This window comes from Kosakonia sp. 1610 (genome assembly GCF_050435845.1).
GTDB classification, from domain to species: domain Bacteria; phylum Pseudomonadota; class Gammaproteobacteria; order Enterobacterales; family Enterobacteriaceae; genus Kosakonia; species Kosakonia cowanii.
Window position 1 is genome coordinate 1 of the sequence record NZ_JBNDKZ010000005.1, and the last position, 23318, is coordinate 23318.

General features: G+C 45.6%; 26 protein-coding genes and 8 pseudogenes. 1 reads left to right on the forward strand and 33 read right to left on the reverse strand.

Going from position 1 to position 23318, the window contains the following annotated elements; genetic code table 11:
• The 3 genes from ABIC80_RS14795 to ABIC80_RS14805 form a co-directional block, all read right to left on the reverse strand.
• A partial coding sequence (locus ABIC80_RS14795; RefSeq protein WP_429177651.1) for a hypothetical protein occupies positions 1 to 193 on the reverse strand: 193 nt, incomplete at its 3' end.
• 955 nt (positions 194 to 1148) lie between these two features.
• The gene (locus ABIC80_RS14800) at positions 1149 to 1550 is read right to left on the reverse strand and encodes a hypothetical protein (RefSeq protein WP_429177653.1); all 402 of its coding nucleotides are present in this window, start codon (positions 1548 to 1550) and stop codon (positions 1149 to 1151) included.
• Positions 1547 to 2779: an RHS repeat domain-containing protein gene (locus ABIC80_RS14805; protein WP_429177655.1), complete on the reverse strand. Its 1233-nt coding sequence runs from the start codon at positions 2777 to 2779 to the stop codon at positions 1547 to 1549. The genes ABIC80_RS14800 and ABIC80_RS14805 overlap by 4 nt, the downstream gene beginning before the upstream one ends.
• On the opposite strand from ABIC80_RS14805, the gene ABIC80_RS14810 reads away from it, so the two are divergent.
• Positions 2745 to 2915, forward strand: a complete 171-nt coding sequence (locus ABIC80_RS14810; protein WP_429177656.1) for a SymE family type I addiction module toxin — start codon at positions 2745 to 2747, stop codon at positions 2913 to 2915. The two genes, ABIC80_RS14805 and ABIC80_RS14810, sit on opposite strands and share 35 nt — an antisense overlap.
• A gap of 66 nt (positions 2916 to 2981) precedes the next feature.
• Here ABIC80_RS14810 and ABIC80_RS14815 read toward each other — a convergent pair whose 3' ends face one another.
• From ABIC80_RS14815 to ABIC80_RS14960, 30 genes and pseudogenes are all read right to left on the reverse strand, one after another.
• Positions 2982 to 3314: a barstar family protein gene (locus tag ABIC80_RS14815; RefSeq protein ID WP_429177657.1), complete on the reverse strand. Its 333-nt coding sequence runs from the start codon at positions 3312 to 3314 to the stop codon at positions 2982 to 2984.
• Complete coding sequence (locus ABIC80_RS14820; RefSeq protein WP_429177815.1) at positions 3314 to 3607, reverse strand: ribonuclease domain-containing protein; 294 nt, start codon at positions 3605 to 3607, stop codon at positions 3314 to 3316. Before ABIC80_RS14820 ends, ABIC80_RS14815 begins: the two co-directional genes overlap by 1 nt.
• A gap of 63 nt (positions 3608 to 3670) precedes the next feature.
• Positions 3671 to 4426, reverse strand: a pseudogene (locus tag ABIC80_RS14825) (RHS repeat-associated core domain-containing protein); the annotation flags it as partial.
• Between the two features lie 130 nt (positions 4427 to 4556).
• Entirely contained in the window at positions 4557 to 4898 is a 342-nt protein-coding gene (locus ABIC80_RS14830) for a hypothetical protein (protein WP_326902781.1), read from the reverse strand.
• Positions 4895 to 5545: an RHS repeat-associated core domain-containing protein gene (locus ABIC80_RS14835; protein WP_429177816.1), complete on the reverse strand. Its 651-nt coding sequence runs from the start codon at positions 5543 to 5545 to the stop codon at positions 4895 to 4897. Before ABIC80_RS14835 ends, ABIC80_RS14830 begins: the two co-directional genes overlap by 4 nt.
• 684 nt (positions 5546 to 6229) lie before the next feature.
• Positions 6230 to 6532, reverse strand: coding sequence for a hypothetical protein (locus ABIC80_RS14840; RefSeq protein WP_429177658.1), 303 nt, complete (start codon positions 6530 to 6532; stop codon positions 6230 to 6232).
• 171 nt (positions 6533 to 6703) lie between these two features.
• Positions 6704 to 7492: pseudogene (locus ABIC80_RS14845) on the reverse strand (RHS repeat-associated core domain-containing protein); the annotation flags it as partial.
• An 80-nt stretch (positions 7493 to 7572) separates the two neighbouring features.
• Positions 7573 to 7884 carry a hypothetical protein gene (locus ABIC80_RS14850; protein ID WP_429177659.1) on the reverse strand — a complete coding sequence of 104 codons (312 nt, stop codon included), beginning with the start codon at positions 7882 to 7884 and terminating at the stop codon, positions 7573 to 7575.
• Between the two features lie 328 nt (positions 7885 to 8212).
• A pseudogene (locus tag ABIC80_RS14855) lies at positions 8213 to 8773 on the reverse strand (RHS repeat-associated core domain-containing protein); the annotation flags it as partial.
• Positions 8774 to 8872: 99 nt separating this feature from the next.
• Positions 8873 to 9499: an imm11 family protein gene (locus ABIC80_RS14860; RefSeq protein WP_429177661.1), complete on the reverse strand. Its 627-nt coding sequence runs from the start codon at positions 9497 to 9499 to the stop codon at positions 8873 to 8875.
• On the reverse strand, positions 9496 to 10170 hold the full coding sequence (locus ABIC80_RS14865; RefSeq protein ID WP_429177663.1) for an RHS repeat-associated core domain-containing protein: 675 nt from the start codon (positions 10168 to 10170) through the stop codon (positions 9496 to 9498). Before ABIC80_RS14865 ends, ABIC80_RS14860 begins: the two co-directional genes overlap by 4 nt.
• Positions 10171 to 10252: 82 nt before the next feature.
• Positions 10253 to 11485, reverse strand: a complete 1233-nt coding sequence (locus tag ABIC80_RS14870; protein ID WP_429177665.1) for a hypothetical protein — start codon at positions 11483 to 11485, stop codon at positions 10253 to 10255.
• A gap of 233 nt (positions 11486 to 11718) precedes the next feature.
• On the reverse strand, positions 11719 to 12108 hold the full coding sequence (locus ABIC80_RS14875) for a hypothetical protein (RefSeq protein ID WP_429177667.1): 390 nt from the start codon (positions 12106 to 12108) through the stop codon (positions 11719 to 11721).
• 599 nt (positions 12109 to 12707) lie between these two features.
• Positions 12708 to 13412, reverse strand: a complete 705-nt coding sequence (locus ABIC80_RS14880; protein WP_429177669.1) for a barstar family protein — start codon at positions 13410 to 13412, stop codon at positions 12708 to 12710.
• 338 nt (positions 13413 to 13750) lie between these two features.
• A pseudogene (locus ABIC80_RS14885) lies at positions 13751 to 14272 on the reverse strand (RHS repeat-associated core domain-containing protein); the annotation flags it as partial.
• Positions 14273 to 15041: 769 nt separating this feature from the next.
• On the reverse strand, positions 15042 to 15296 hold the full coding sequence (locus ABIC80_RS14890; RefSeq protein WP_319551186.1) for a hypothetical protein: 255 nt from the start codon (positions 15294 to 15296) through the stop codon (positions 15042 to 15044).
• A gap of 386 nt (positions 15297 to 15682) precedes the next feature.
• A pseudogene (locus tag ABIC80_RS14895) lies at positions 15683 to 16921 on the reverse strand (RHS repeat-associated core domain-containing protein); the annotation flags it as partial.
• Positions 16922 to 17018: 97 nt separating this feature from the next.
• Entirely contained in the window at positions 17019 to 17465 is a 447-nt protein-coding gene (locus tag ABIC80_RS14900) for a hypothetical protein (RefSeq protein WP_429177670.1), read from the reverse strand.
• Positions 17462 to 17611: a hypothetical protein gene (locus tag ABIC80_RS14905; RefSeq protein ID WP_429177831.1), complete on the reverse strand. Its 150-nt coding sequence runs from the start codon at positions 17609 to 17611 to the stop codon at positions 17462 to 17464. Before ABIC80_RS14905 ends, ABIC80_RS14900 begins: the two co-directional genes overlap by 4 nt.
• A gap of 186 nt (positions 17612 to 17797) precedes the next feature.
• Positions 17798 to 18116: pseudogene (locus ABIC80_RS14910) on the reverse strand (RHS repeat-associated core domain-containing protein); the annotation flags it as partial.
• Between the two features lie 230 nt (positions 18117 to 18346).
• Positions 18347 to 18700 carry a hypothetical protein gene (locus tag ABIC80_RS14915; protein WP_429177672.1) on the reverse strand — a complete coding sequence of 118 codons (354 nt, stop codon included), beginning with the start codon at positions 18698 to 18700 and terminating at the stop codon, positions 18347 to 18349.
• Positions 18697 to 19083: a hypothetical protein gene (locus tag ABIC80_RS14920; protein WP_279794087.1), complete on the reverse strand. Its 387-nt coding sequence runs from the start codon at positions 19081 to 19083 to the stop codon at positions 18697 to 18699. Before ABIC80_RS14920 ends, ABIC80_RS14915 begins: the two co-directional genes overlap by 4 nt.
• A gap of 81 nt (positions 19084 to 19164) precedes the next feature.
• Positions 19165 to 19494: a hypothetical protein gene (locus tag ABIC80_RS14925; RefSeq protein WP_429177674.1), complete on the reverse strand. Its 330-nt coding sequence runs from the start codon at positions 19492 to 19494 to the stop codon at positions 19165 to 19167.
• Positions 19495 to 19625: 131 nt separating this feature from the next.
• Entirely contained in the window at positions 19626 to 20021 is a 396-nt protein-coding gene (locus ABIC80_RS14930; protein ID WP_429177676.1) for a hypothetical protein, read from the reverse strand.
• A gap of 84 nt (positions 20022 to 20105) precedes the next feature.
• A complete protein-coding gene (locus tag ABIC80_RS14935; protein ID WP_429177678.1) occupies positions 20106 to 20603 on the reverse strand; it encodes a hypothetical protein in 498 nt (165 codons plus the stop codon).
• Between the two features lie 40 nt (positions 20604 to 20643).
• A complete protein-coding gene (locus ABIC80_RS14940; RefSeq protein ID WP_279794083.1) occupies positions 20644 to 20940 on the reverse strand; it encodes a hypothetical protein in 297 nt (98 codons plus the stop codon).
• Positions 20941 to 20960: 20 nt separating this feature from the next.
• Positions 20961 to 21988: pseudogene (locus ABIC80_RS14945) on the reverse strand (RHS repeat-associated core domain-containing protein); the annotation flags it as partial.
• Between the two features lie 102 nt (positions 21989 to 22090).
• Entirely contained in the window at positions 22091 to 22261 is a 171-nt protein-coding gene (locus ABIC80_RS14950) for a hypothetical protein (RefSeq protein ID WP_429177680.1), read from the reverse strand.
• On the reverse strand, positions 22258 to 22431 hold the full coding sequence (locus ABIC80_RS14955) for a hypothetical protein (RefSeq protein WP_429177682.1): 174 nt from the start codon (positions 22429 to 22431) through the stop codon (positions 22258 to 22260). Before ABIC80_RS14955 ends, ABIC80_RS14950 begins: the two co-directional genes overlap by 4 nt.
• A 611-nt stretch (positions 22432 to 23042) precedes the next feature.
• Positions 23043 to 23225, reverse strand: a pseudogene (locus tag ABIC80_RS14960) (RHS repeat-associated core domain-containing protein); the annotation flags it as partial.
• Positions 23226 to 23318 lie beyond the last annotated feature (93 nt).

Consider the following 23318-nt stretch of genomic DNA (forward strand, 5'->3'; position numbering starts at 1 on the left):
TTGTGAACTCCGCATCGCCGTCGATTTCCACCCGGCTGATGCGGTGCTCGTCGTCGTAGCTGAAGCGCTGCGTCACGCCGCGCTGCGTGTCGTGGTGCACGGTCATGCGCCCGAAGCCGTCGTACTCCCGGCTGACGCCATCCAGGCGTTTCAGCAGGTTGTTCCACACCGGCTGCAGCGCCGTCTCGCGCATCTCCACTGCGGCCTGACTCCACCCGGTGTAGGCATAACGCCGGATTTCGGTGGTCAGCGCGCTGTAACGGGACTCGGTGCAGTAGCAGCTTTATCAGGCTAAACCGGTGGTTAAGAGGATTAAGGATGTGCTGGTTTAGTGTACTCAACCAAGATCAAATAATAAAAATCCGAGGATGATATAATATCTCCCCCGGCTTATTTTTACTTAACAATATCTAAAGCAACTACTGCTGCTTCATAGATATCACCATCATCTGATGATAATCAGATATTTAAGCCATTAATTAGTCTTTTATCAGGAAATGAATCTGAAAGTTGAGTTACCCAATATCTGACGCCTTTAATTATAAGAGGGTTTTCAAGCATCATTCAAATAGACATTACGACATTGTCACTATCACGCTTATAAAAAAACCTTTAACTAATTGATATACTCCCCAACCATCCCCATATCCAAAATATTCCATAAATAGGATATGGCCTCTTTAGCTGGGTAATTAATAAAAATCGTCTAACATCATCATACTTATCAATAAGATCCTGAGTCAAAAGCTGATCAGGTGGCATCGGTTGGTGATCTGCTAAAATTGCAACGTTTGATTTCTATTCATATTCTAATCTTCAACGTTCTCCATGGTTCTTTGTTCTGCCGAAACAACTCATTTTATTGCCGATTAATTAACATTTGTTCATAAAATGCATCCTTAAAATTGCAAGAAGTTTTACAATATCCTTTTCCGGATATTAACAATTAGTTAATCCGCGGATTTTCTGCTTTTTAAAAGCCTATACTAACTCATGAAGATGTTTTCGTAAAATTTTGAATTGCATGATGAGGAGTATAAATTGTATTAAGGCCGGATTTAAGATTGTTTCCTCTTACCTGTCCTAACATTCCCTAATAAAAAGCCGACGAAGCCTTATTTTTCATCGATTTTCTAATAATTATATAACTACCAAGATCTTAAGGCTGTAATGAATTTTCGGCTATAACTATCAAAATATATTTTCACACCACTCGCCATCATCAGCACGATTTGTTCATTTTCAGAACTTTCAATATATGTAACATTCAAATTCGAAAGATAATCTATAAACTCATAAAGGCTAGTTTCTTCCATTATTTTATGAGTGCAAATATAAACTTGCCTTACTCTTGAGATTTCATATTGAACAAGACAAAGCTTGTCATTATCGAACAAATACTCTATTCCATACGAATATATGGCATATATACCATTACCGGCATCTATCTCATGTAAGCTATATCTCTTTAAATTATTAGCAACTACCTCGCGGGACTCTCCAAAGTCAAAAGAAGATCTTCCTCTAACAACAAAAGATTGAAATGTCATTGTATTATCCCCAGTAATTTCCCAAACTTTTCAATACCCCTTTCAGCCTGTTGATATATTGGCGAAGCTACTTTCTCATTGTTGAGAATCTGCTCAAAATCATTTAGAGCCTGTTTTGTCTGAGAGATGGCCCCTGCCATAATCTTCTTTGCATTTAACATTCCAGAAACAACTTTATCTGCTTCTTTTAAGAGCTTACGATCTTGAGTCATTTCACCCCAACGAAACCATTTTCCATCGTTACCGAACCATGCTTCAGCAACTTTCCTGTTATTGACAAATATATCCGCATGAGGTCTTTTGACCATAACATCCTCTCTATAAGGTTGCATTTTTGCTTTGCAGCAACTTAAACCGAGTGGGCCGATCCAGCTTAAAGGATTAGGTGTATAAATATATAAATTCAGCCCGCCCAGCAGACCAATCGGGTCCATCTGCGTGTAACACCCGCCCGCCGGGTCGTAGTAGCTGAAGGCGTTGTAATGCAGGCCGGTTTCGCGGTCCAGGTACTGGCCCTGGAAGCGCAGGTTCTGCGGGGTGTCCCAGGTTACCGGTGTGCTCTCGCGCAGGCTGCGGCCCCAGGCCGTGGAAGCACCGCGCCAGACGGTGTCGCCGTTCCTGTCGGTCACGCTGTCCGGCAGGCCGTTCAGTTCCGTGTGATACCAGAATATGTCCGCGTGTTCACCGTGGCTGTCGACGCGCGCCAGCGGTTCATAGCTGTTTTCGGTGTAGATATACTGCACCGCCGCGTCCGGGTGACTGTCGCTGGTCTCACCCACCATCTGCAGGCCGGACCAGTCGTACTGCGTGCGTTCCGGTTTGCGGGCATGGCGTCGCCACACCTGTTTCTCCGTGCGGCGGCCCAGCGCGTCGTAGCGGTATTCTGCTTTTGTGAACTCCGCGTCGCCGTCGATTTCCACCCGGCTGATACGGTGCTCGTCGTCGTAGCTGAAGCGCTGCGTCACTCTCCGGTGCGTGTCGTGGCGCACGGTCATGCGCCCGAAACCGTCATACTCGCGGCTCACGCCGTCCAGGCGTTTCAGCAGGTTGTTCCATACCGGCTGCATCTCCGGCGTGGTGCGGTTGTCCGCGGCGTCATACCAGAAACGCTCTTCCCCTTCGGGCTGCAGGCTCTGCGTCATGCGCCCGGCCGCGTCGTAGCCCCACAGGGACTGACGGTACTTCTCTGCCGGAGTGGAGGGTGCGCCGTCGTTTAATGGCAAACCCAACCCGCCCTCCGCCATCAACCTTAAAGGCCGCCGGCTGGAGGAGTCGGATTATATGAACGAGATGCCGATCACCGTGACGGTCGAGCGGGGCAGGATAGTGATCGAGACGGAGATTAATGTCTGCTCGCTGTACTAAATAGCAGGAAAAACAAGGCCGGAAGGATCATTGGGATCGCTTCCGGCTATTGGAATCAATAGAAAATCACTTAATAAAACACAATAAAATCGCTGGCTCCAATCCTTTGTACTGATATTTATAGTTAACGAATTCCGCAATATATATTATTGAGTCTTTTAATTTCACATCAGCACTAGAGAAGTTTTTAATCTTTAAAGACAAACAACCACTTTGACTGATGCTTATTTTCATCATCCCTTCATCCGGATATCTAATACCAAACATGCAATCAATGACAGCATCTATATTCCGTCCAAAAACATCAGGAAAACCAAGATGAAAGGCTAATTCATCATAGAGTTCGTCTATAGTTTTTATAGACGAAAAATTTAAAGTAATTGACTGTTCCACTTGCATTATTTCCATCCTCCAAGATCAATCTCCACGAAAGAATCAAAATGATCATGTGTGTAGTAAGCTCGGCCTGTTTTGCTATCAATAACTATTCTTCTTGCTCCATTGGTACCTACATCTGGCGTTTTCACCGTCCATTCTCTATATGGACCACTACCTGTATCTAAAAGCTGACTATTTGGATTTACCATAGTATGGGAATTACTGAAAGGAGTTCCATCATTTGAATAACGCGGTTTATTCAATTTAATTCTATCTACGGTGTTTTGAAGTTCACGCATATCTCTTTTTGTCATGCTGTGTCCCCATTTATCTTTAATTGCAGCATGTAGTTGCTTCGGATTTTTGGCAAAATGAGAACATTTTAGGCCCAGCGGATCCACCCACACCAGCGGGTCAACCACATAGGTATAGGTGTTCAACCCGCCCGACAGACCAATCGGATCCATCTGCGTGTAACATCCCCCCGCCGAGTCGTAGTAGCGGAAGGTGTTGTAGTGCAGACCGGTTTCGCGGTCCAGGTACCGGCCCTGGAAGCGCAGGTTCTGCGAGGTGTTCCAGGTCACAGGTGTGCTCTCGCGCTGGCTGCGGTCCCAGGCAGTGGAAGCCCCACATCAGACGGTGTCCGCGGCGTCATACCAGAAACGCTCTTCCCCTTCCGGCTGCAGGCTCTGCGTCATGCGCCCTGCCGCATCGTAGCCCCACAGGGACTGACGGTACTTCTCTGCCGGGATGGACGGCGCGCCGTCGGTGTACATGCTGCGGATTATCTGGTCCGCGCGGTCCCACTGGTAGCGGCGCCCAGAGACCAGACGGTCGCGAAGGTTGTCGGTGCAGCGCCGGTGCGTGATACGCCCGGCCATGCCGTAGTGCGTCTCCAGCTCCAGCGCGCCCATCGTGCGGTGCGTCTCCCGGTGCAGGCGGTCACGCTGGTAGCCGGTGACCGGCAGCGATTTTGCGCTCAGGGAGAACTGCATCTCCAGCAGGTGCCCGGAGCCATAGCGCTCCCGCCCGTCCGGGAAGGTAGTGGCGCTGAGGTTGCTTAAGGCATCGTATTCATGCTGATAAACGCCGGAGTGGTTCTCCCCGCGGACCAGATCGCCAAGCTTGTTGCGCGAGGGGAATAAAAGTGTTGGTTATCGAATAATTCGATTCTAAAAACTAATTATTTTTAAGATCAATGAATACCAATACTTTAGAAGTATATTTTTATTACTGAAAACCCCCTTTCAGCACTTATATTTTTTAAAGGACGCCTTTTTCCATATACCACTCTATCATATCAATGAATTCGGATTTTTTTATTGTCCTTTTCACATCTAAAACGCTAACACCTATTAGATTACCTTTTTTATCATACTCATTTTTCTGCGAGACGAAAACAAACTCTCCATTTGGTTCTCCTTCAGGTTCGTATCGCGAATCAAAGCTTAAACCCATTATTTTATTGTCGCCGCCGATCAAGACAGAGCCATAATAGTACTCAATGAAATCATCGACAGGTTCGACTTCATAAAAATTGTTAATACCTATCGTCCAACCTGTAGGCACTCTTAGTCTTTGTAATCTTATCTTCTGATTCATCATTTAGTTCCTGGAATATATTTACCAACTTGTTCAAGTGAGGCAGGAAAACTATGTATTACAGGCACGCCTGAATTGGTCATTTCAACGCGCACCCATTCAGTTAATTTCCCAGCATTATATCCAACTGGCCCCGTAGGATTTTTGTAAAATATAAAACGTGTCCCGCCATGCTCAAACACATTACCTTTTCTGATGGCGTCATATGCAGCTTCTTTCTCAAATCCAATTACTCGCTTTGCAAATTCGGGCAAATAAGAAGCCTCAAGATCTCCCTTCCTTGCTCCTTTACCAAGACTAAGTAATCTCGCATCTTCCGCTGTCCTGGCTTGGATATGTCTTATTGCATGATAGCTTCCAAGTCTTTGCGCATTATATACATCTCGCCTTAATGCCTTGCGTGCATAAAAACCGCCATATGCGCAAGCTGCTAATCCCAACGGGTCCACCCAACCCAGCGGATCCATCACATAGGTATAGGTATTCAGCCCGCCCGCCAGACCAATCGGATCCATCTGCGTGTAACACCCGCCCGCGGGGTCGTAGTAGCGGAAGGTGTTGTAGTGCAGACCCGTTTCACGGTCCAGGTACTGGCCCTGGAAGCGCAGGTTCTGCGGGGTGTCCCATGAGACCGGTGTGCTTTCCCGCAGGCTGCGGCCCCACGCGGTGGAAGCGGCGCGCCAGACGGTGTCGCCTTGCTGTCAGTCACGCTGTCCGGCAGGCCGTTCAGTTCCGTGTGGTACCAGAAGATGTCCGCATGCTCACCGTGGTTGTCGACCCGCGCCAGCGGTTCATAGCTGTTTTCGGTGTAGATATACTGCACCGCTGCGTCCGGGTGACTGTCGCTGGTCTCACCCACCATCTGCAGGCCGGACCAGGCATACTGAGTACGTTCCGGTTTACGGGCATGGCGTCGCCACACCTGTTTCTCCGTACGGCGGCCTGGCGCGTCGTAGCAGTATTCTGCTTTTGTGAACTCCGCGTCGCCGTCGATTTCCACCCGGCTGATGCGGTGCTCGTCGTCGTAGCTGAAGCGCTGCGTCACTCTCCGGTGCGTGTCCTGGTGCAAGGTCAGGCCGCGTCGTAGCCCCACATTGACCTTCTCAGCCGGGATGGAGGGTGCGCCACCGGTATATATGCGACGGATTATCTGACCAGATGATACATTATCATAGTATTATCGAGGTCATTATGTAGCTGAGTATTTTTATCAATTCAATAAAATAAATGAAGAGGCATAGAAATATGCTCATTTAATAAAAATTGACAAAGCCAACTATAAATATCGATAAATTACAATGACCGCCTATATTTCGATATTTTATAAGAATAAGTTACCTCCCCCCATAAATAGAGATCACGCATTTACTCCTTATATCAATATCGACATTTAGCTCTTTTACTTCAACAAACCCTTCCCCTACACTCATCCAATTATCTTGAGTTATATCATTTGAAAGAAAAGTAACCGTATAGAATTCAGCATCTCCTTTTTTTCGAATTATAGGGTTTATATATATATGAAAATCGTGAATTGCATAATATCCATTCCACTCGCTGTTTTTTACAGCAAAAATAGCAGTTAGTAAAAAAGGAGTTAACTCCTTTGGGATTTTGATAGATTTAACATTGTTCATCTCCATTTCTCCTCTCATATTTATAAAGGCTCAGCGTCGTCTGGACCATTAACTCTGCCAAAAATTTTCCAGAAATCTCCGCGTGGAGTGCCCAACGCATCAGTATAGTCAGAGAAAGTGTTATTTGCTTGATTGTGAAAAAATATATCTTTAGATGAGAATTTATCACTATTATGCGCCCCCCAATTTGTTGGTCCTATTAAAACCAAAGTCTGCATAATCACCATGAGTGTGATATTGCCCAACTGGAGTTGCGCCATCTGGTAATCCTGCTGCTGATTCTTTAAAAGTCGGGGCAGTCCTACCTGTACCTAACCTCCCGCGTGTATAGCCATACGAACCATCTTTAGCCCTATATAATATTCCGCAATACTCTCTGTTTTTAAATATGGACACCGGATTGTATTTATTCAACGCAGACCTTGCTGCTTCATCCACACTATTAAATCCACTAATACATTTTCTTGCCAGCCCCAGCGGATCCACCACATAGGTATAGGTATTCAGCCCGCCCAGCAGCCCTATCGGATCCATCTGCGTGTAACACCCGCCCGCCGGGTCGTAGTAGCGGAAGGTGTTGTAGTGCAGGCCCGTTTCGCGGTCCAGGTACTGCCCCTGGAAGCGCAGGTTCTGCGGGGTTTCCCAGTTTACCGGTGTGCTTTCCCGCAGGCTGCGGCCCCACGCGGTGGAAGCACCGCGCCAGACGGTATAGCCGTTGCTGTCGGTCACGCTGTCCGGCAGGCCGTTCAGTTCCGTGTGCTACCAGAATATGTCCGCATGCTCACCGTGGCTGTCGACCCGCGCCAGCGGTTCATAGCTGTTTTCGGTATAGATATACTACACCGCCGCGTCCGGGTGGCTGTCGCGGGTTTCACCCAACATCTGCAGGCCGGACCAGGCGTACTGCGTGCGTTCAGGTTTGCGGACATGGCGTCGCCACACCTGTTTCTCGGTGTGGCGCTCAAACCTATTTATCTTATATTCTCTAAATTCTTTTAAATTACAGGCCAGTAAAATATACTAAAGCAATTCTTAATTATTTAATTAAAACGTGGGTTGAATATTTTTTGACCTTTACATAATTCTAGTTTTTTGAGATCTGCATGAGTGCTGTTTTGTATGAATTCAAAAGCAGCCTCAATAGATTCGAAAGCAATTACCTCTTCTCGTTCATAGTCTTCCGCACCCATATTTTCATCCAGGATCTCATCTACAAAAACCTTATATTTCCCTTCCCACTTTTGAATTCCAACTGAAGACCAGAATATCTTTCCATTGTGTGAAAATGAAAAGCGCTGTCCTACTTGCTGCCCTTTCTCGATTTTTTCTATTATATTTTTACCATTAATCATAAGCCACCTGTAATATTAATTGCGACTTTAACACCATCTGTACGTTTGATTTTTATGTGTGGATATGTGCCATGATCATTACTAGGTGCATGGCCTCTTACTCTTCCCGTATTAGGATCAATTGCATAATCTTTATGGTAAGCACCGCCCTCTTTAAAACGGTCCATTTTTCTTTTCTTTCGCACACCAATGGCATCTTGCGGCCCAACTCCCTTAACCTTCTGGTAACCGGGAAATGCAGCGTGTAACAACTCATCCGCTTCCGCTTTTGTCCTAGCTTCGAAATAGTATTTTTTCCACCAGTTCTCAGTGCATGGATTTTTTTCGCGCAAGGCAAGAGTCCCAACGGATCCACCCATCCCAGCGGGTCAACCACATAGGTATAGGTATTCAGCCCGCCCAGTAAACCAATCGGGTCCATCTGCGTATAGCACCCGGCCGCCGGGTCGTAGTAGCGGAAGGTGTTGTAGTGCAGGCCCGTTTCGCGGTCCAGGTACTGGCCCTGGAAGCGCAGGTTCTGCGGGGTGTCCCACTCGACCGGCGCGCTCTCCCGCAGTCTGCGGCCCCAGGCGCTTGATGCGCCGCGCCAGACGGTGTCGCCGTTGCTGTCGGTCACGCTGTCCGGCAGGCCGTTCAGTTCCGTGTGGTACCAGAAGATGTCCGCATGCTCACCGTGGCTGTCGACGCGCGCCAGCGGTTCATAGCTGTCTTCGGTGTAGATATACTGCACCGCCGCGTCCGGGTGGCTGTCGCTGGTTTCACCCACCATCTGCAGGCCGGACCAGGCGTACTGCGTCCGTTCCGGTTTACGGGCATGACGCCGCCACACCTGTTTCTCGGTGTGGCGGCCCAGGGCGTCGTAACGGTATTCTGCTTTGGTGAACTTCGCTGCATCCTTAAGTAAGGTTTTTTTGTTAACCAGCCATATTAAAAAAGTAAATAACACTGCTTATAATTAAAAAATTCTTTTAATTATAATTTCTAATATTCACCAACCAGCCCAAGCATCATATTTAAAACTTTCATCTATGGGTTTGAATTCAATACCTTTCAACTTATAAATTTCAAATCTTTCTTTAAAAAGTTTAGAGCACACTGGCTTGGATAACTCTTGACAAAAGAAAAGGTTACTTTCTATTTCTTTTTTTACAATGAAAAGATCGATCTCGTCGTAGTAAGTTTTATCAAGGCCTCGTTCTTCCTTGTTATTTAAAAGACCCGAATCGACATCTCGAGAGATAGAATATCGAGAGTTGCTTTGATCAAGCGCTTCAATATAGTCCAGCAGAAAAAATAAATAATATTTTTTCTCAGGCTTTTTGTTCTTAAGAAGAGATATATCAACTGGAATATGGAGATTGTTAGCAAAACATTCTTCACAAACTTTCATGAAATCAGATGACACCAAATTATCATTGATTAAATAATCACCATCGAGTTGGTTCGTGCTTGCTCTCAAATGATATAACGAAGAGAAGTCAGAGGCATTTGGGGCGGACATAAAGATATCATAATCCGGTAATTCCGGATCCCATATTTTATTCATAAAAAAAGGGTTCCCAGCATTATCAGGCAAATACTCCATAACATAAAATTGTTCAGTTGTTTTATTCATAGCAATCTCCCCGTATTTGGATCAATTTTAAATATACCGGACTCAAGGCCTTTGCTTGCCCAATCCTGAATATTTTTTATACCTAAAGCCAGTTGAGTATCACTCATTCTATTTGCCTGGCTTGCTAGTTGGGTTAACCTGCTCCTGACGGCAGCCGTATATTGATTATGATTAGACCAGTGCCCCGGAAGGCCTATATTATCTGCCAGCTCTCTTGAGCCTGGTAAGAAAATCCCATTTGAAGCTCCATCACCATTCCAACCAATTTTTCGAAGCCTTTCAAAAATGGGTTTAAAGTTTTTATCCTTTATCAACTCTTCCGGGATAAGATGATGGTTAGCCATGCCATCACCGCTACGTGCCCCCATGTTACGACCCAACACGCAGCTACTAAGGCCCAACGGATCCACCCAACCCAGCGGGTCAACTACATAGGTATAGGTGTTAAGCCCGCCCAGCAGCCCTATCGGGTCCATCTGCGTGTAACACCCGCCCGCGGGGTCGTAGTAGCGGAAGGTGTTGTAATGCAGGCCGGTTTCGCGGTCCAGGTACTGGCCCTGGAAGCGCAGGTTCTGCGGGGTGTCCCAGGTTACCGGTGTGCTCTCGCGCAGGCTGCGGCCCCAGGCCGTGGAAGCTCCGCGCCAGACGGTGTCGCCGTTGCTGTCGGTCACGCTGTCCGGCAGGCCGTTCAGTTCCGTGTGATACCAGAAGATATCCGCGTGCTCACCGTGGCTGTCGACGCGCGCCAGCGGTTCATAGCTGTTTTTCGGTGTAGATATACTGCACCGCCGCGTCCGGGTGGCTGTCGCTGGTTTCGCCCACCATCTGCAGGCCGGACCAGGCGTACTGCGTGCGCTCCGGTTTCCGGGCATGGCGTCGCCACACCTGTTTCTCCGTGCGGCGGCCCAGCGCGTCGTAGCGGTATTCGGCCCGGGTGTATTCCGCATCGCCCTCAATAGTGACCTGGCTGATGCGGTGCTCGTCGTCATAGCTGAAGCGCTGCGTCACTCTCCGGTGCGTGTCGTGGCGCACGGTCATGCGCCCGAAACCGTCATACTCACGGCTCACGCCGTCCAGGCGTTTCAGCAGGTTGTTCCACACCGGCTGCAGTTCCGGCGTGGTGCGGTTGTCCGCGGCGTCATACCAGAAACGCTCCTCGCCTTCCGGCTGCAGGCTCTGCGTCATGCGCCCGGCCGCGTCGTAGCCCCACAGGGACTGACGGTACTTCTCCGCCGGGGTGGAGGGTGCGCCGTCGGTGTACATGCGGCGGATTATCTGGTCCGCGCGGTCCCACTGGTAGCGGCGCTCCGAGACCAGACGGTCGCGCAGGTTGTCGGTGCAGCGCCGGTGCGTGATACGCCCGGCCATGGCGTAGTGCGTCTCCAGCTCCAGCGCGCCCATCGTGCGGTGCGTCTCCCGGTGCAGGCGGTCACGCTGGTAGCCGGTGACCGGCAGCGTTTTGCCGCTCAGGGAGAGCTGCATCTCCAGCAGGTGCCCGGTGCCGTAGCGCAGGAACTTCAGTTCCCGCCCGTCCGGGAAGGTGGTGGCGCTGAGGTTGCTTAAGGCATCGTATTCATGCTGATAAACGCCGGAGTGGTTCTCCTCGCGGACCAGGTCGCCAAGCTTATTGCGCGCAAGGATGATGGCTTCGCTGTGCGCCGGCTCGCGCATCTCCACCGCGGCCTGACGCCACTCGGTGTAGGCATAACGGCGGATTTCTGTGGCCAGCGCGCTGTAACGGTACTCGGTGCGGTGCTCCGGGGTTTCCCGCGCTGTCATGCGCCCGAGGGCGTCATATTCGTAATTCAGCACCTGCGCTGGCAGGTTGCTGCCGCGCTCCGGGTGGCGCACCAGAGAAGCCACTTGCTGCGCGGCGTTGTAGTGATACTCCGTCTGCCGCCCGGCGTAATCCTGCTGACAGGTCAGCAGCCCGGTCGGGGTGTAGTCGAAACGCCACTCCTGGTTATTGGCGTTGGTCAGCGTCACCAGGCGGCCAGCCCGGTTGAAGCGGAAACGGGTGACATGCCCTGCCGGGTCGGCGGCTTCTGTTACATGGCCTCAGAGCATTCCTTCTCACAAGTAAGCTGACTGAGTCACAATAGATGGTTAATGGAATTAAGGAGGTCGTCGTTTAGTAAACAGAATAAGAGCTAGCTTTATGATACCGGGGAGGTTTTTATTCGCCCCGATTTAAATATGATTATTTTTATATTAAGAATTCAATCATTTAAAATACGCTTTAGCTGCCCATAAAATCCAATTATAGATTGTAAATCTGAATATAATTCATAATTCAAAGCAGATGAGGCCATCATACTTTTAATTAAAACACCAGCAATTCTTGCCTTACCTAAATGATCTATAAAAAAATTAACCTTAAAATTCCCATCCTCATTAATAAAAATGGCTTCGCTATTACTCCCATGAGATATTTTTTCTAAATTTAAAAGCAACTCATCCAATCTCTCTTTCGAGGCATAGAAAGAAGCCCTGGCTTCATACCAATCTGACCTAACTAATACATTGGATTTAAAAAATCCATCCTCCAGGATAAATAAATCCAGGGTTAAACACCCATTTTCTTCACAAGAAATAATTGCACATGACATTTTCAGCCAACCTCTAGTCAACAAATTTCAGTATATCGTTAATATCAATAGGCCAACTAAAAATTATACTCTTTAATATTAAAGAATTTTCACCTTTGATTTTAATGGAATTATTTATCTTCTAATAATCTTGCCGGTAAATGTTCTTCAACATATTCCAAAAAAGTCTCGTCTAACATTCAATATCAAAATATTGATGTATCAGAGCCTGAATATCTCATTAAGTTGTATCCACTACATAGATGAGCGTTTGGCCCATTCACTAGCACTATAGAATCATTTGCGAATAATCTCTCCAGCTCAGTTGTATCTGCTGAATGGCTTGTATCACAGGGCCCTGTCCCGTCCTGAAAACGCTGTTCCTTCTGATTCTCTCAAATTTCCTATACAGTGGCTTTAGGTGATTAACAATAAATTATATATTCTTTCTTCATATGTTTATAATACACAATATCAACATCGATAATACTTCCCATTACTGAATTTATCACACAAACGAAATATATATGCAAAATTTTAGAATCATAATCACTTTAATCTGCATATAGAACATCTTCTAGACAATAATAAAAAACAATAATTGAAATAGGCATTAAATTTTACTGAAGTGTTAAATCGCAGTGCTCTCTAAGAATTTCAATAATATCACCTGAAGATAATTTATATATTTCATTAGGAATAGTATTATCTATAGCCTTAAAAGAAATTGAACTATCCTTCCAGATCACTTTCAAATTATCAGTGTGTTTTTTTATTCCAACAAGGCAGTCTTCGAACGCATCGAGGTTGCTACCCATATAGCCAAGGGTATTAAAAAAAGAATAACCGAATTCACAATAAAATGAGTAATAATCATGAATATATTTACCCTCTATTATTATGCAATTTTTTTCAATTTTGTTACTTATCCCACTAGCAATATAACATGCAGATATATATATTCTTTTAGAGTTCCTTACCATATCTAACCAGATGCGTTTGTCGTCTTTATTAATTATTTTCAATAAAGAGAGCGCACCGAACTCATACATGCTGTTCATTACAACCAAATCTAAATAGATTACACCATCTCCTTTTATGACTTTATTTATAGTAAAGTCAAAATCGAGCCGACTATCAAACCCTGAGAACTTTAATGAGTACTCCTCAACGCTTGGTGATAAATCTATATTTTCATCGGACAAGCCTACCATAGCAAACAGATATGAATTTCCGGACCTTGTAACATCCTGGCATTCCAACAGTTCTTTGCAATTAAACAATAGAGTTCCTGACTCATTATAAATACTATACGGGTAGCTCATCTTCCCTCCTTACCAAGAAAAAAACATCAAATATCTTCGACAATTATATCAAAAATACGTTCATAATGATCAGGACTAAATCCTACTTTTGTTTTACCATTTTCTAAATCAATTGTTAATATCCTCATATCATTATTCCTTCTAACAACCTCCCATTCTTTAGCTCCTTTCCAGCCAGCATTTTTACCTCTTCCTTGAAATATCTTTTGTCCTCCACGTCCATCATCACGAATTATACCTTTTCCGTCCAGAATATCATTCACTGCCTTATTCATGGCATCGATCTCTCTTTTGGAAAGAGGTTTTTTAGGAGGTTTTTTGAAAGAACACATCCTTGTTAACCCCAGCGGATCCACCCACCCCAGTGGGTCAACCACATAGGTATAGGTGTTCAGCCCGCCCGCCAGACCAATCGGGTCCATCTGCGTGTAACACCCGCCCGCGGGGTCGTAGTAGCGGAAGGTGTTGTAGTGCAGGCCCGTTTCACGGTCCAGGTACTGGCCCTGGAAGCGCAGGTTCTGCGGGGTGTCCCAGTTTACCGGTGTGCTCTCGCGCAGGCTGCGGCCCCAGGCCGTGGAAGCCCCACGCCAGACGGTCTCGCCATTGCTGTCGGTCACGCTGTCCGGCAGGCCGTTCAGTTCCGTGTGGTACCAGAAGATGTCCGCGTGCTCACCGTGGCTGTCGACGCGCGCCAGCGGTTCATAGCTGTTTTCGGTGTAGATATACTGCACCGCCGCGTCCGGGTGACTGTCGCTGGTTTCGCCCACCATCTGCAGGCCGGACCAGGCGTACTGCGTGCGTTCCGGGTGACGTACCAGAGAAGCCACCTGCTGCGCGGCGTTGTAGTGATACTCTGTCTGCCTGAGAAAAAGAGCTCGCGTTTAACCATCCGGCTACGCTACCGCCTTCAGCCATTTATGCTGATATAAATGATGAGGTAAACCTCTGTGATGCTCGCGGGTTAACTAACCACACCTTCATCACTGCCGATGCAAGTACGTGGCCTGTTTTAATCAACATAAATGCAGCCAAGGCTAATGCGATATTATACTTAACGAATAAAAATCAAGACCTTTAGAGGGAAATTATAAATCGTATCAAAAAGGAGATATTTAAGCATTTGCCCTTCTAAAATCACAAAAAATAAGACTTTACCCAACCATTTATTTGCTGCTTGCAGCTCAGAAAAAAATAATATTATAAAGTACTAACATTTAGCCCTAAATAAATAAGTTGAAAGCTCTACGATTTATTTACATTTCACAGAAGATATTGTTGTCGCATATAAAAATATTCAAATATTCAAATATTCAAATATTCAAACATTCTACCAAGAAAACATTGACCGTCCATTCCTGTTAGCGCACAGACTTGCTGTTATTATCACACCGATGTATTTTTAAAAAATAACCTAAACGCAGCAGACAGTGTTACATGCATTATTAGCAAGTATGAGCACTAATAAATAAGTGTCCCGGCATTAGCATTAGATTTATAGAAAACCATCATATGAAAAATTAAATTTTTATTTTCAAGGAATTAAACTTAAACCCACAAATATTATGGGCTTAAATACCTCTCATACTACATCCATATTATTAATAATAACATCTTTCGCAAACAGAAAAATCATGATGCCCACTCTTCCTTTTCTGGTAAAATCCCTTTCCGCCAGCAAGTTAAAATTTTGAAGCTAGCTCTCATGTAATAATTATTTTTCGTATCGCCAGCAACACCTTTTAACAAAGTCATCTCCCCTGTTTTCTTATTTATCTCAAACAGTCCATGATCGCATGAACAATAATTAGAGGATGTTGGGCCGAATTTATATTTTACAACCCTGTCATTTTCTTCAAATTTTATTATCTCAATATGATACGCCATTATTCCCACACCCTTCCGCTTCGTATAGCAGCATCATGTGCCACTCTATAATTTGTTCCGAATATGCCTTCAAATTTTGATTCAAATTGTTCGTGCCGTAGAAGATCGATATCTTTTTGTAAGTAATCTCCTTTTTTCAACCGATCCCAAGCATTTACTATTCCAGGATCTGCATCAAACCGAGAAAGTCCCCTATCTAGCATATGCTCCTTGAAGAACACATGTTCTTTAATCCTTGCTATTGCAGATTCTTTCCAGCCTGTATTTTTGGCAATCAAGTTGATATCGGTTGAATCGAGTCTAATCTTTTCATACATTGATTCAGCTTTATCCCAACCAGATATAGACTCAGGATCTAAAACTTGGCGCGCACCAGTTACTTTACATAACCCCAACGGATCCACCCACACCAGCGGATCAACCACATACGTATACGTATTCAGCCCGCCCAGCAGACCAATTGGATCCATCTGGGTGTAACACCCGGCCGCCGGGTCGTAGTAGCGGAAGGTGTTGTAGTGCAGGCCCGTTTCACGGTCCAGGTACTGGCCCTGGAAGCGCAGGTTCTGCGGGGTGTCCCAGTTTACCGGTGTGCTCTCGCGCAGGCTGCGGCCCCAGGCCGTGGAAGCTCCGCGCCAGACGGTGTCGCCGTTGCTGTCGGTCACGCTGTCCGGCAGGCCATTCAGTTCCGTGTGGTACCAGAAGATGTCCGCATGTTCACCGTGGCTGTCGACGCGCGCCAGCGGTTCATAGCTGTTTTCGGTGTAGATATACTGCACCGCCGCGTCCGGGTGACTGTCGCTGGTTTCGCCCACCATCTGCAGGCCGGACCAGGCGTACTGCGTGCGTTCCGGTTTACGGGCATGGCGTCGCCACACCTGTTTCTCCGTGCGGCGGCCCAGCGCGTCGTAGCGGTATTCTGCTTTTGTGAACTCCGCATCGCCGTCGATTTCCACCCGGCTGATGCGGTGCTCGTCGTCGTAGCTGAAGCGCTGCGTCACGCCGCGCTGCGTGTCGTGGCGCACGGTCATGCGCCCGAAACCGTCGTACTCACGGCTGACGCCATCCAGGCGTTTCAGCAGGTTGTTCCACACCGGCTGCAGTTCCGGCGTGGTGCGGTTATCTGCAGCGTCATACCAGAAACGCTCTTCCCCTTCCGGCTGCAGGCTCTGCGTCATGCGCCCGGCCGCGTCGTAGCCCCACAGGGACTGACGGTACTTCTCCGCCGGGGTGGAGGGTGCGCCGTCGGTGTACATGCGGCGGATTATCTGGTCCGCGCGGTCCCACTGGTAGCGGCGCTCCGAGACCAGACGGTCGCGCAGGTTGTCGGTGCAGCGCCGGTGCGTGATGCGCCCGGCCATGTCGTAGTGCGTCTCCAGCTCCAGCGCGCCCATCGTGCGGTGCGTCTCCCGGTGCAGGCGGTCACGCTGGTAGCCGGTGACCGGCAGCGTTTTACCGCTCAGGGAGAGCTGCATCTCCAGCAGGTGCCCGGTGCCGTAGCGCAGGAACTTCAGCTCCCTCCCGTCCGGGAAGGTGGTGGCGCTGAGGTTGCTTAAGGCATCGTATTGATGCTGATAGACGCCGGAATGGTTCTCCTCGCGGACCAGGTCGCCGCGCCTGTTGCGCGTCATAAAGAACGAAATATTTAGTGAACAGAACGAGGGTTAAATAATAAAAATTCGGGAGAAAAATTCATCTCCCGAATTTTTATTTAATTAGCTTTTATTTATACACAATATATTCGCATTCTATTTCATTGTAGTCATAGTCGATTTGAATTTGAAAAGAAAGATCGTAAGGTATTACTCTTATCTCATCCGATTTTAATTTATCGAAATCATAATCACTAGAGAATTCATTATTTATCTTATACATTCCGCAAAACTCCCACTCCTCATCAATCAATAAATAAGAAGGAAGCCCTGCAACTTTCTCCTTGATAAATTCAAAAAGTTGTTGATAACTGTCAATTTCAATTTTATTTTTTGAAAGTATTTCCTTATTCTTGAGAGCATATATTACGTCGTCAGTTTCTTCCAAACTAAGAAAATTTTCCTCGTCAACAGCACCGCCGGTAAATGATTGTATTTTATAGAAATAATCACTCTTACATACATTGGCTTGAGCTTTTCTGTAGAGCAACGTTCGTTTGTATTCAGATACACTCATTTGCATCCTCCTTTAGCATAATATGCTTTACGTTTACCATTACGTAATTGAGGCCGCCCATATTTATTCATTCGAGGGTTACCAAAGTCATCTGTTTTAACTTGTCCTGCTTCCCGGTGTGGTTTATCTGGATGGCTAATATCCATTGTTTGTTCTTGTACAGATGATAATCCAGTACCGCCACCTCGTTTTGGGGTTTCATAAGAATATTCTCGACCAGAGCTATTTTGTGATTGACTAATCGGTTGCTGTCTTGTGGGTATCCCTGCTTGCCTCATAGCTTCACGACGAGCAGCACGAGAAGAACCAAATGGATTGTTTTCGCTGCCTATCGGTTCTCCACTTAAACCTAACGGGTCGATCCAACTTAACGGATTCGGCGCATACTGATATAAGTTTATGCCCGCCCGTCAGACCAATCGGGTCCATCTGGGTGTAACACCCGCCCGCCGGGTCGTAATAGCGGAAGGTGTTGTAGTGCAGGCCCGTTTCACGGTCCAGGTACTGGCCCTGGAAGCGCAGGTTCTGCGGGGTGTCCCAGTTTACCGGTGTGCTTTCCCGCAGGCTGCGGCCCCAGGCGCTTGAAGCCCCGCGCCAGACGGTGTCGCCGTTGCTGTCGGTCACGCTGTCCGGCAGGCCGTTCAGTAAGGTCTTAAGAAGCGCGACTTGTTGCAGAGAGCGCGCCTTTACGCCTTTAAGGTGAGCTAATCCAATGACCTTGCTCTGCTTTAGCGCCGGACTCTGTTTAAGTGTTTTTGTGCATATTGACGGATTAATTCATCATCAGCGCTGGCTAATAATTCCATTTTCTCAATAGCATTCTGGTCCTGTATTTTCTCCAGCACCCGTATGCATTTATTTGCCAGTATGAAATCCTCATCTTAATCCCTGTAATCAAGATTGAGCAGCGCGGCTTCATAAAGAGGAGTCACGCTGGAAGGCTGCCGATAATGATCTAACAATCTTACGATCTCTTCATGTTTCTGATGCCAGGTATCTGTCACAAGCTGGTTTAATATGTCGACATCGTAGTAATCAAATTTTACTACCGCACTGAGATAAAGAAGAAGGTCAACAAGCTCAGCGTCTTTGGCTTCCCGAGCAATGGTTAACTCTTTACAGAGATCTAACTCTCCGGAACCATCACCAAACTGGCATAGAAACTCAGAGAGATTAATTTGCTTCATCATTAGCTTTAGAATCAGATCTTTTTTATTTGCCAGCAATTCCATCACTCCCCATCTTTATATATCAAAGTATTTGTTTTGAGATTGTTATCTTTTATATATTTGCTCTCCCACTCATCGTAGTTATCGGGTGCAGCATAACTAAATCCCTTTTCAAAATATCGATCACTATGCGAAATAACCATAGCCCAATGATATTCTTCCTCGTGCCCCAGCAAGCAAGCTTCCAGATAATTTTGGGGTGGCGCGGTTAGCATAGGTGAGTTATTAATTATAGACTCAGCCTCGCCTTCAGATTTCTTACCATAAGCGATCATTATGCCTTTGACAAGGCTAACAAAAGTATAAAAATTAACTATAACGCACTCACCTGGGTTATCGTCATTTATAAAAACCAAACCATCTTTAAGAGTGCTATTTTTAATGACCACGATAAAAATCCAATATAGTATTACTATTCATAAAAAAGCAGCACCGATAAACAACTCCAAAAATTCTGATTTATCAGTACCCTACTCCGAACGTGGCCTCCAATAACGAATATTTTCTAATTCTCTTTCAATATCATCCATCTCATCATCACCTGGCTCAAGGTTAAATTTCTCGCTAATCACTCTTCTTATATTTGCTAATTTTTTAGTAATCTTATTTTCATCTATAAATCTTGTGGTTTCTTCACAATATGCAGATCTATTCTCAGATGTAATCTCACCGTCGACGTTATCGTAATAATGTCTGGCAATATCTCGCAATGAAATAAGAATATATTCAACATCTGTTAATATTTTAATGGCCTCATCTCCTGACAAAGAGACCTCTTCATTTTCTTTTAACAGTTTCAATTTTCTTCCTCCTGGATGTTATTGATAAATTCAGGGTAAACTAAACATTAAGAGAAATACTCTGATGATTTTAGGGCATAACTGGGGAGATGAGAAAGACAGAGCTATATTTAAACCACACCTAAATTATGCTATTTTTTGTATAACTCATTAAAGGGAATTTCTACGTATTCCTCTGGATTATTTATCAAACAACTCTCCCCCGGAAAGAGACATTCCCAAACGGTTACATAAAACTGTTTCATACTCATATTCTTAGGTGGTTCAAAAAGCGGAATGGCAGACTCATAAAGACGCGAAAGTAGTTTTTCATCATAGAAATCAATCGCATATGCAAGACTATTTTTGCATCTGTCTTTTATAAAATAAGGGAAATTATCATAAGACGGCTTTATTAACTCCCGGAAGGCTAATGATAAGCTTTTTTCATTGGATAAGTTTAAACCAACAAGGGAAGCATCCATATTTGGATCTTCAGAAAGTGCCTGCCAAAGCATCGAGATATAGCTATTGTTGATTTTTTTCATATTTATTCTGCGGTTCCAAAAACACTATATATCTTGCCTGTTTTCCTATTATATCCTGCACAAATTTTACTGTTCCTAAAATATTCATCCCACTATCTTATAGCCTTCAGCTAAAACATGAAGCATTTCAAAGTCTACTTTCACATTAGTATGGATATTAGGAACATGAAATTTCACTAATTTTTCAATGAGTTGCTGATGGTCCAGGTACGTAAGAAAGACTTTAAAAACTACAGGATGCCCGGGAACGTCACTGACGTATAACAAGTAGTGGCTTTGTACTGGCCCTGGAAACGCAGTTTCTGTAGGGTGTCTCATGAAATCGGCGAGCTTTCCACGCCGACTGCAGCTCTGGCGTGGTGCGGTTATCCGCGGCGTCATACCAGAAACGCTCCTCGCCTTCCGGTTCTCCGCCGGGGTGGGCGGTGCGCCGTCGGTGTACATGCGGCGGATTATCTGGTCCGCGCGGTCCCACTGGTAGCGGCACTCCGGGACCAGACGGTCGCGCAGGTTGTCGGTGCAGCGCCGGTGCGTGATGCGCCCGGCCATGTCGTAGTGCGTCTCCAGCTCCAGCGCGCCCATCTTGCGGCATGCGAAAAGAAAGTATACGGGAGGCTATACTTTATATACTTGAACACGAACGAATTACTTTTTTTGTAATAACATCAATGTATACACCAAAATCATCCTGAACCAACTCATATTCAGTTGCATTTTCTGGGGTGACTCTTATCGGAGAAAAATGAATCATGTATTCTTTTTTATCTGTCTTTAAATGTTCTTTCATGAATATAGAAACATTACAGTCAGCTATGTTAAAGCCCTTGGCTCTTGCTTCATCAACAGCAATTAGAAGATATTCAAAAACAGGTGCCTCTAATTCACATAGGCAATCGACTTTTTCAATCTGAATACGCATATGTCCCCCTTGTTAAATTATTAAGGTAACTCACTTACTGATATGGATTTATTTCCCATAACTTTATATGTGCCGCTCGGTGTACCAAGATAACTACTATCATACGTTGGATGCTGCCTTCCTAATCCTGTATGGATATTAATATCTTGCAACGAAAAAGAATCACTATCCCAATGATCATATGCTTGAGTAGTACGGTTAAAATTAACATCTGAATAATCACCATGGGTATGATATTGACCAACAACAGTCGAATCTTTAGGCATTCTATTTAAAGATGCTTTCATAGAAGGCGCTGTTCTACCTTTGCCTAAGCGAGCTCGCGTATACCCATAATAACCTTCTTTGGTTCTATATATAATTCCGCCGTACTCTCTGTTTTTAAATATAGACATTGGGTTATATTTATTTAGTGCTGCTTTGGCCGCAGCATCTGCGCTTGAAAAACCAGAGCATGATTTTCTTAACCCCAACGGATCCACCCACCCCAGCGGATCAACCACATAGGTATAGGTATTCAGCCCGCCCGCCAGACCAATCGGGTCCATCTGGGTGTAACACCCGCCCGCCGGGTCGTAGTAGCGGAAGGTGTTATAGTGCAGGCCCGTTTCGCGGTCCAGGTACTGGCCCTGGAAGCGCAGGTTCTGCGGGGTGTCCCAGGTTACCGGTGTGCTTTCACGCAGGCTGCGGCCCCAGGCGGTGGAAGCCCCACGCCAGACGGTGTCGCCGTTGCTGTCGGTCACGCTGTCCGGCAGGCCGTTCAGTTCCGTGTGGTACCAGAAGATGTCCGCGTGCTCACCGTGGCTGTCGACGCGCGCCAGCGGCTCATAGCTGTTTTCGGTGTGGATATACTGCACCGCCGCGTCCGGGTGACTGTCGCTGGTTTCGCCCACAATCTGCAGGCCGGACCAGGCGTACTGCGTGCGTGCCGGTTTGCGGGCATGGCGTCGTACTCCCGGCTCACGCTGCCCAGGCGTTTCAGCAGGTTGTTCCATACCGGCTGAAGGTCTGGCATGGTGAGTTTATCTGCGGCGTTATACGAGAAACGCTATTGTTCATCCGATTGCAAACGTTATGAAAACACATAATTAGTAATGTAACGATTCCCGCTTAGGTATAAATAATAATGACTAATCAAAAAGCACAAAAACTAAAGCTTTCCCATATACTCATTTGCTAACTCAAGGATATCCTTATCTTTATTTTCCAGACCCATCCGCACATGTTTAATGAACATTTCTTTATCTTTTAAAGAAAACAAAAAATTAGCAATCGATTCAAACAAGTAATAATCCAAAGGCTCATTATATAACTCACTCATACTTCTTGAATGATTTCCACATAATCCTCCAGCCAGTTTCGTAATGAAATCAAACTGAAAGCCAATAGCTTCCCTTCATCATTTCCTGCTATAGAAATCATGAACAACTCTTTCATTACAGAAGATGAAACATCTAACAAACCATCTTTAATTAATTTAAGAGCAACCATCCTAACCTCAGCGTCCTTTGATCTCAGCAATGTGTAGAAATCAAAATTCTAGCTAGAAATTAATTTTTTCACTCGGTAGAAATAGTTATTCAAATCTTTTTCATGTTTTTCATAGATTGGCCATACCAGGCCATTTTAATGTGATTTAGCGATAAGAAACCTATTTTTTTCATTTAATTCATTCTCAATCCCGAAGAAATCAACAATAAAATTGTTCATATTTTACCTCCATATCCCCATGGCAATGAGTTAAACAAATCGTCAAATTGTTCTACAGTCATATCCTTAGTAGGATATATCGTGCTATGTCCCGGTGACATATAGCTCCCAAGCATGTCCCTTCCATCATGTCTAATACCCAATCCATCAGGCATCTTCACTTCCTCGGGTAAAATATGGTAATGGCCTTGTAACCCCGACTTGTTAACTAATAAAGATTTTGCCGTAAGTTAATAGTAATGCCTCTACTATGTGTTGTAGGACACAGCAACAGTTTGAATTGCATGATGAGGATTATGTGTTGAATTAAGACCAGATCTAAGATTACCTACTCGTACCCGACAATATGTACCAACATATAAATCTTCGCCTTTTTTGGCTAAACCACATTTAAGACCTAACGGATCGATCCAACTTAATGGGTTCGAACCGTAGCTATAGAGGTTGGTACCTGCATTCAGCCCTATCGGATCCGGCTGCGTAAACTACACACTTTCCGGATCATGATATCTGAACGTATTATAGTGCAACCCCATCTCTTCATCATGGTACTGTCCGGCAAACCGCAAATTCTTCTTCGTCCCATATGGCGACTCTCCTTATCAGATTAAGGCCAATCCTCCAGCCATTTAACCTGTACAAATCATATTATCCGTTTTAAAATTCTG

What these genes read in the sequence shown, in the direction of transcription:
- ABIC80_RS14800 (WP_429177653.1), bottom strand. Translation starts at nt 1,550, where the DNA reads ATGACATTTCAATCTTTTGTTGTTAGAGGAAGATCTTCTTTTGACTTT.
- ABIC80_RS14815 (WP_429177657.1), bottom strand. Translation starts at nt 3,314, where the DNA reads ATGCAAGTGGAACAGTCAATTACTTTAAATTTTTCGTCTATAAAAACT.
- ABIC80_RS14820 (WP_429177815.1), bottom strand. Translation starts at nt 3,607, where the DNA reads ATGACAAAAAGAGATATGCGTGAACTTCAAAACACCGTAGATAGAATT.
- ABIC80_RS14830 (WP_326902781.1), bottom strand. Translation starts at nt 4,898, where the DNA reads ATGATGAATCAGAAGATAAGATTACAAAGACTAAGAGTGCCTACAGGT.
- ABIC80_RS14840 (WP_429177658.1), bottom strand. Translation starts at nt 6,532, where the DNA reads ATGAACAATGTTAAATCTATCAAAATCCCAAAGGAGTTAACTCCTTTT.
- ABIC80_RS14850 (WP_429177659.1), bottom strand. Translation starts at nt 7,884, where the DNA reads ATGATTAATGGTAAAAATATAATAGAAAAAATCGAGAAAGGGCAGCAA.
- ABIC80_RS14860 (WP_429177661.1), bottom strand. Translation starts at nt 9,499, where the DNA reads ATGAATAAAACAACTGAACAATTTTATGTTATGGAGTATTTGCCTGAT.
- ABIC80_RS14875 (WP_429177667.1), bottom strand. Translation starts at nt 12,108, where the DNA reads ATGTCATGTGCAATTATTTCTTGTGAAGAAAATGGGTGTTTAACCCTG.
- ABIC80_RS14880 (WP_429177669.1), bottom strand. Translation starts at nt 13,412, where the DNA reads ATGAGCTACCCGTATAGTATTTATAATGAGTCAGGAACTCTATTGTTT.
- ABIC80_RS14890 (WP_319551186.1), bottom strand. Translation starts at nt 15,296, where the DNA reads ATGGCGTATCATATTGAGATAATAAAATTTGAAGAAAATGACAGGGTT.
- ABIC80_RS14900 (WP_429177670.1), bottom strand. Translation starts at nt 17,465, where the DNA reads ATGAGTGTATCTGAATACAAACGAACGTTGCTCTACAGAAAAGCTCAA.
- ABIC80_RS14905 (WP_429177831.1), bottom strand. Translation starts at nt 17,611, where the DNA reads ATGGATATTAGCCATCCAGATAAACCACACCGGGAAGCAGGACAAGTT.
- ABIC80_RS14930 (WP_429177676.1), bottom strand. Translation starts at nt 20,021, where the DNA reads ATGAAAAAAATCAACAATAGCTATATCTCGATGCTTTGGCAGGCACTT.
- ABIC80_RS14935 (WP_429177678.1), bottom strand. Translation starts at nt 20,603, where the DNA reads ATGGGCGCGCTGGAGCTGGAGACGCACTACGACATGGCCGGGCGCATC.
- ABIC80_RS14940 (WP_279794083.1), bottom strand. Translation starts at nt 20,940, where the DNA reads ATGCGTATTCAGATTGAAAAAGTCGATTGCCTATGTGAATTAGAGGCA.
- ABIC80_RS14950 (WP_429177680.1), bottom strand. Translation starts at nt 22,261, where the DNA reads ATGAGTGAGTTATATAATGAGCCTTTGGATTATTACTTGTTTGAATCG.
- ABIC80_RS14955 (WP_429177682.1), bottom strand. Translation starts at nt 22,431, where the DNA reads ATGGTTGCTCTTAAATTAATTAAAGATGGTTTGTTAGATGTTTCATCT.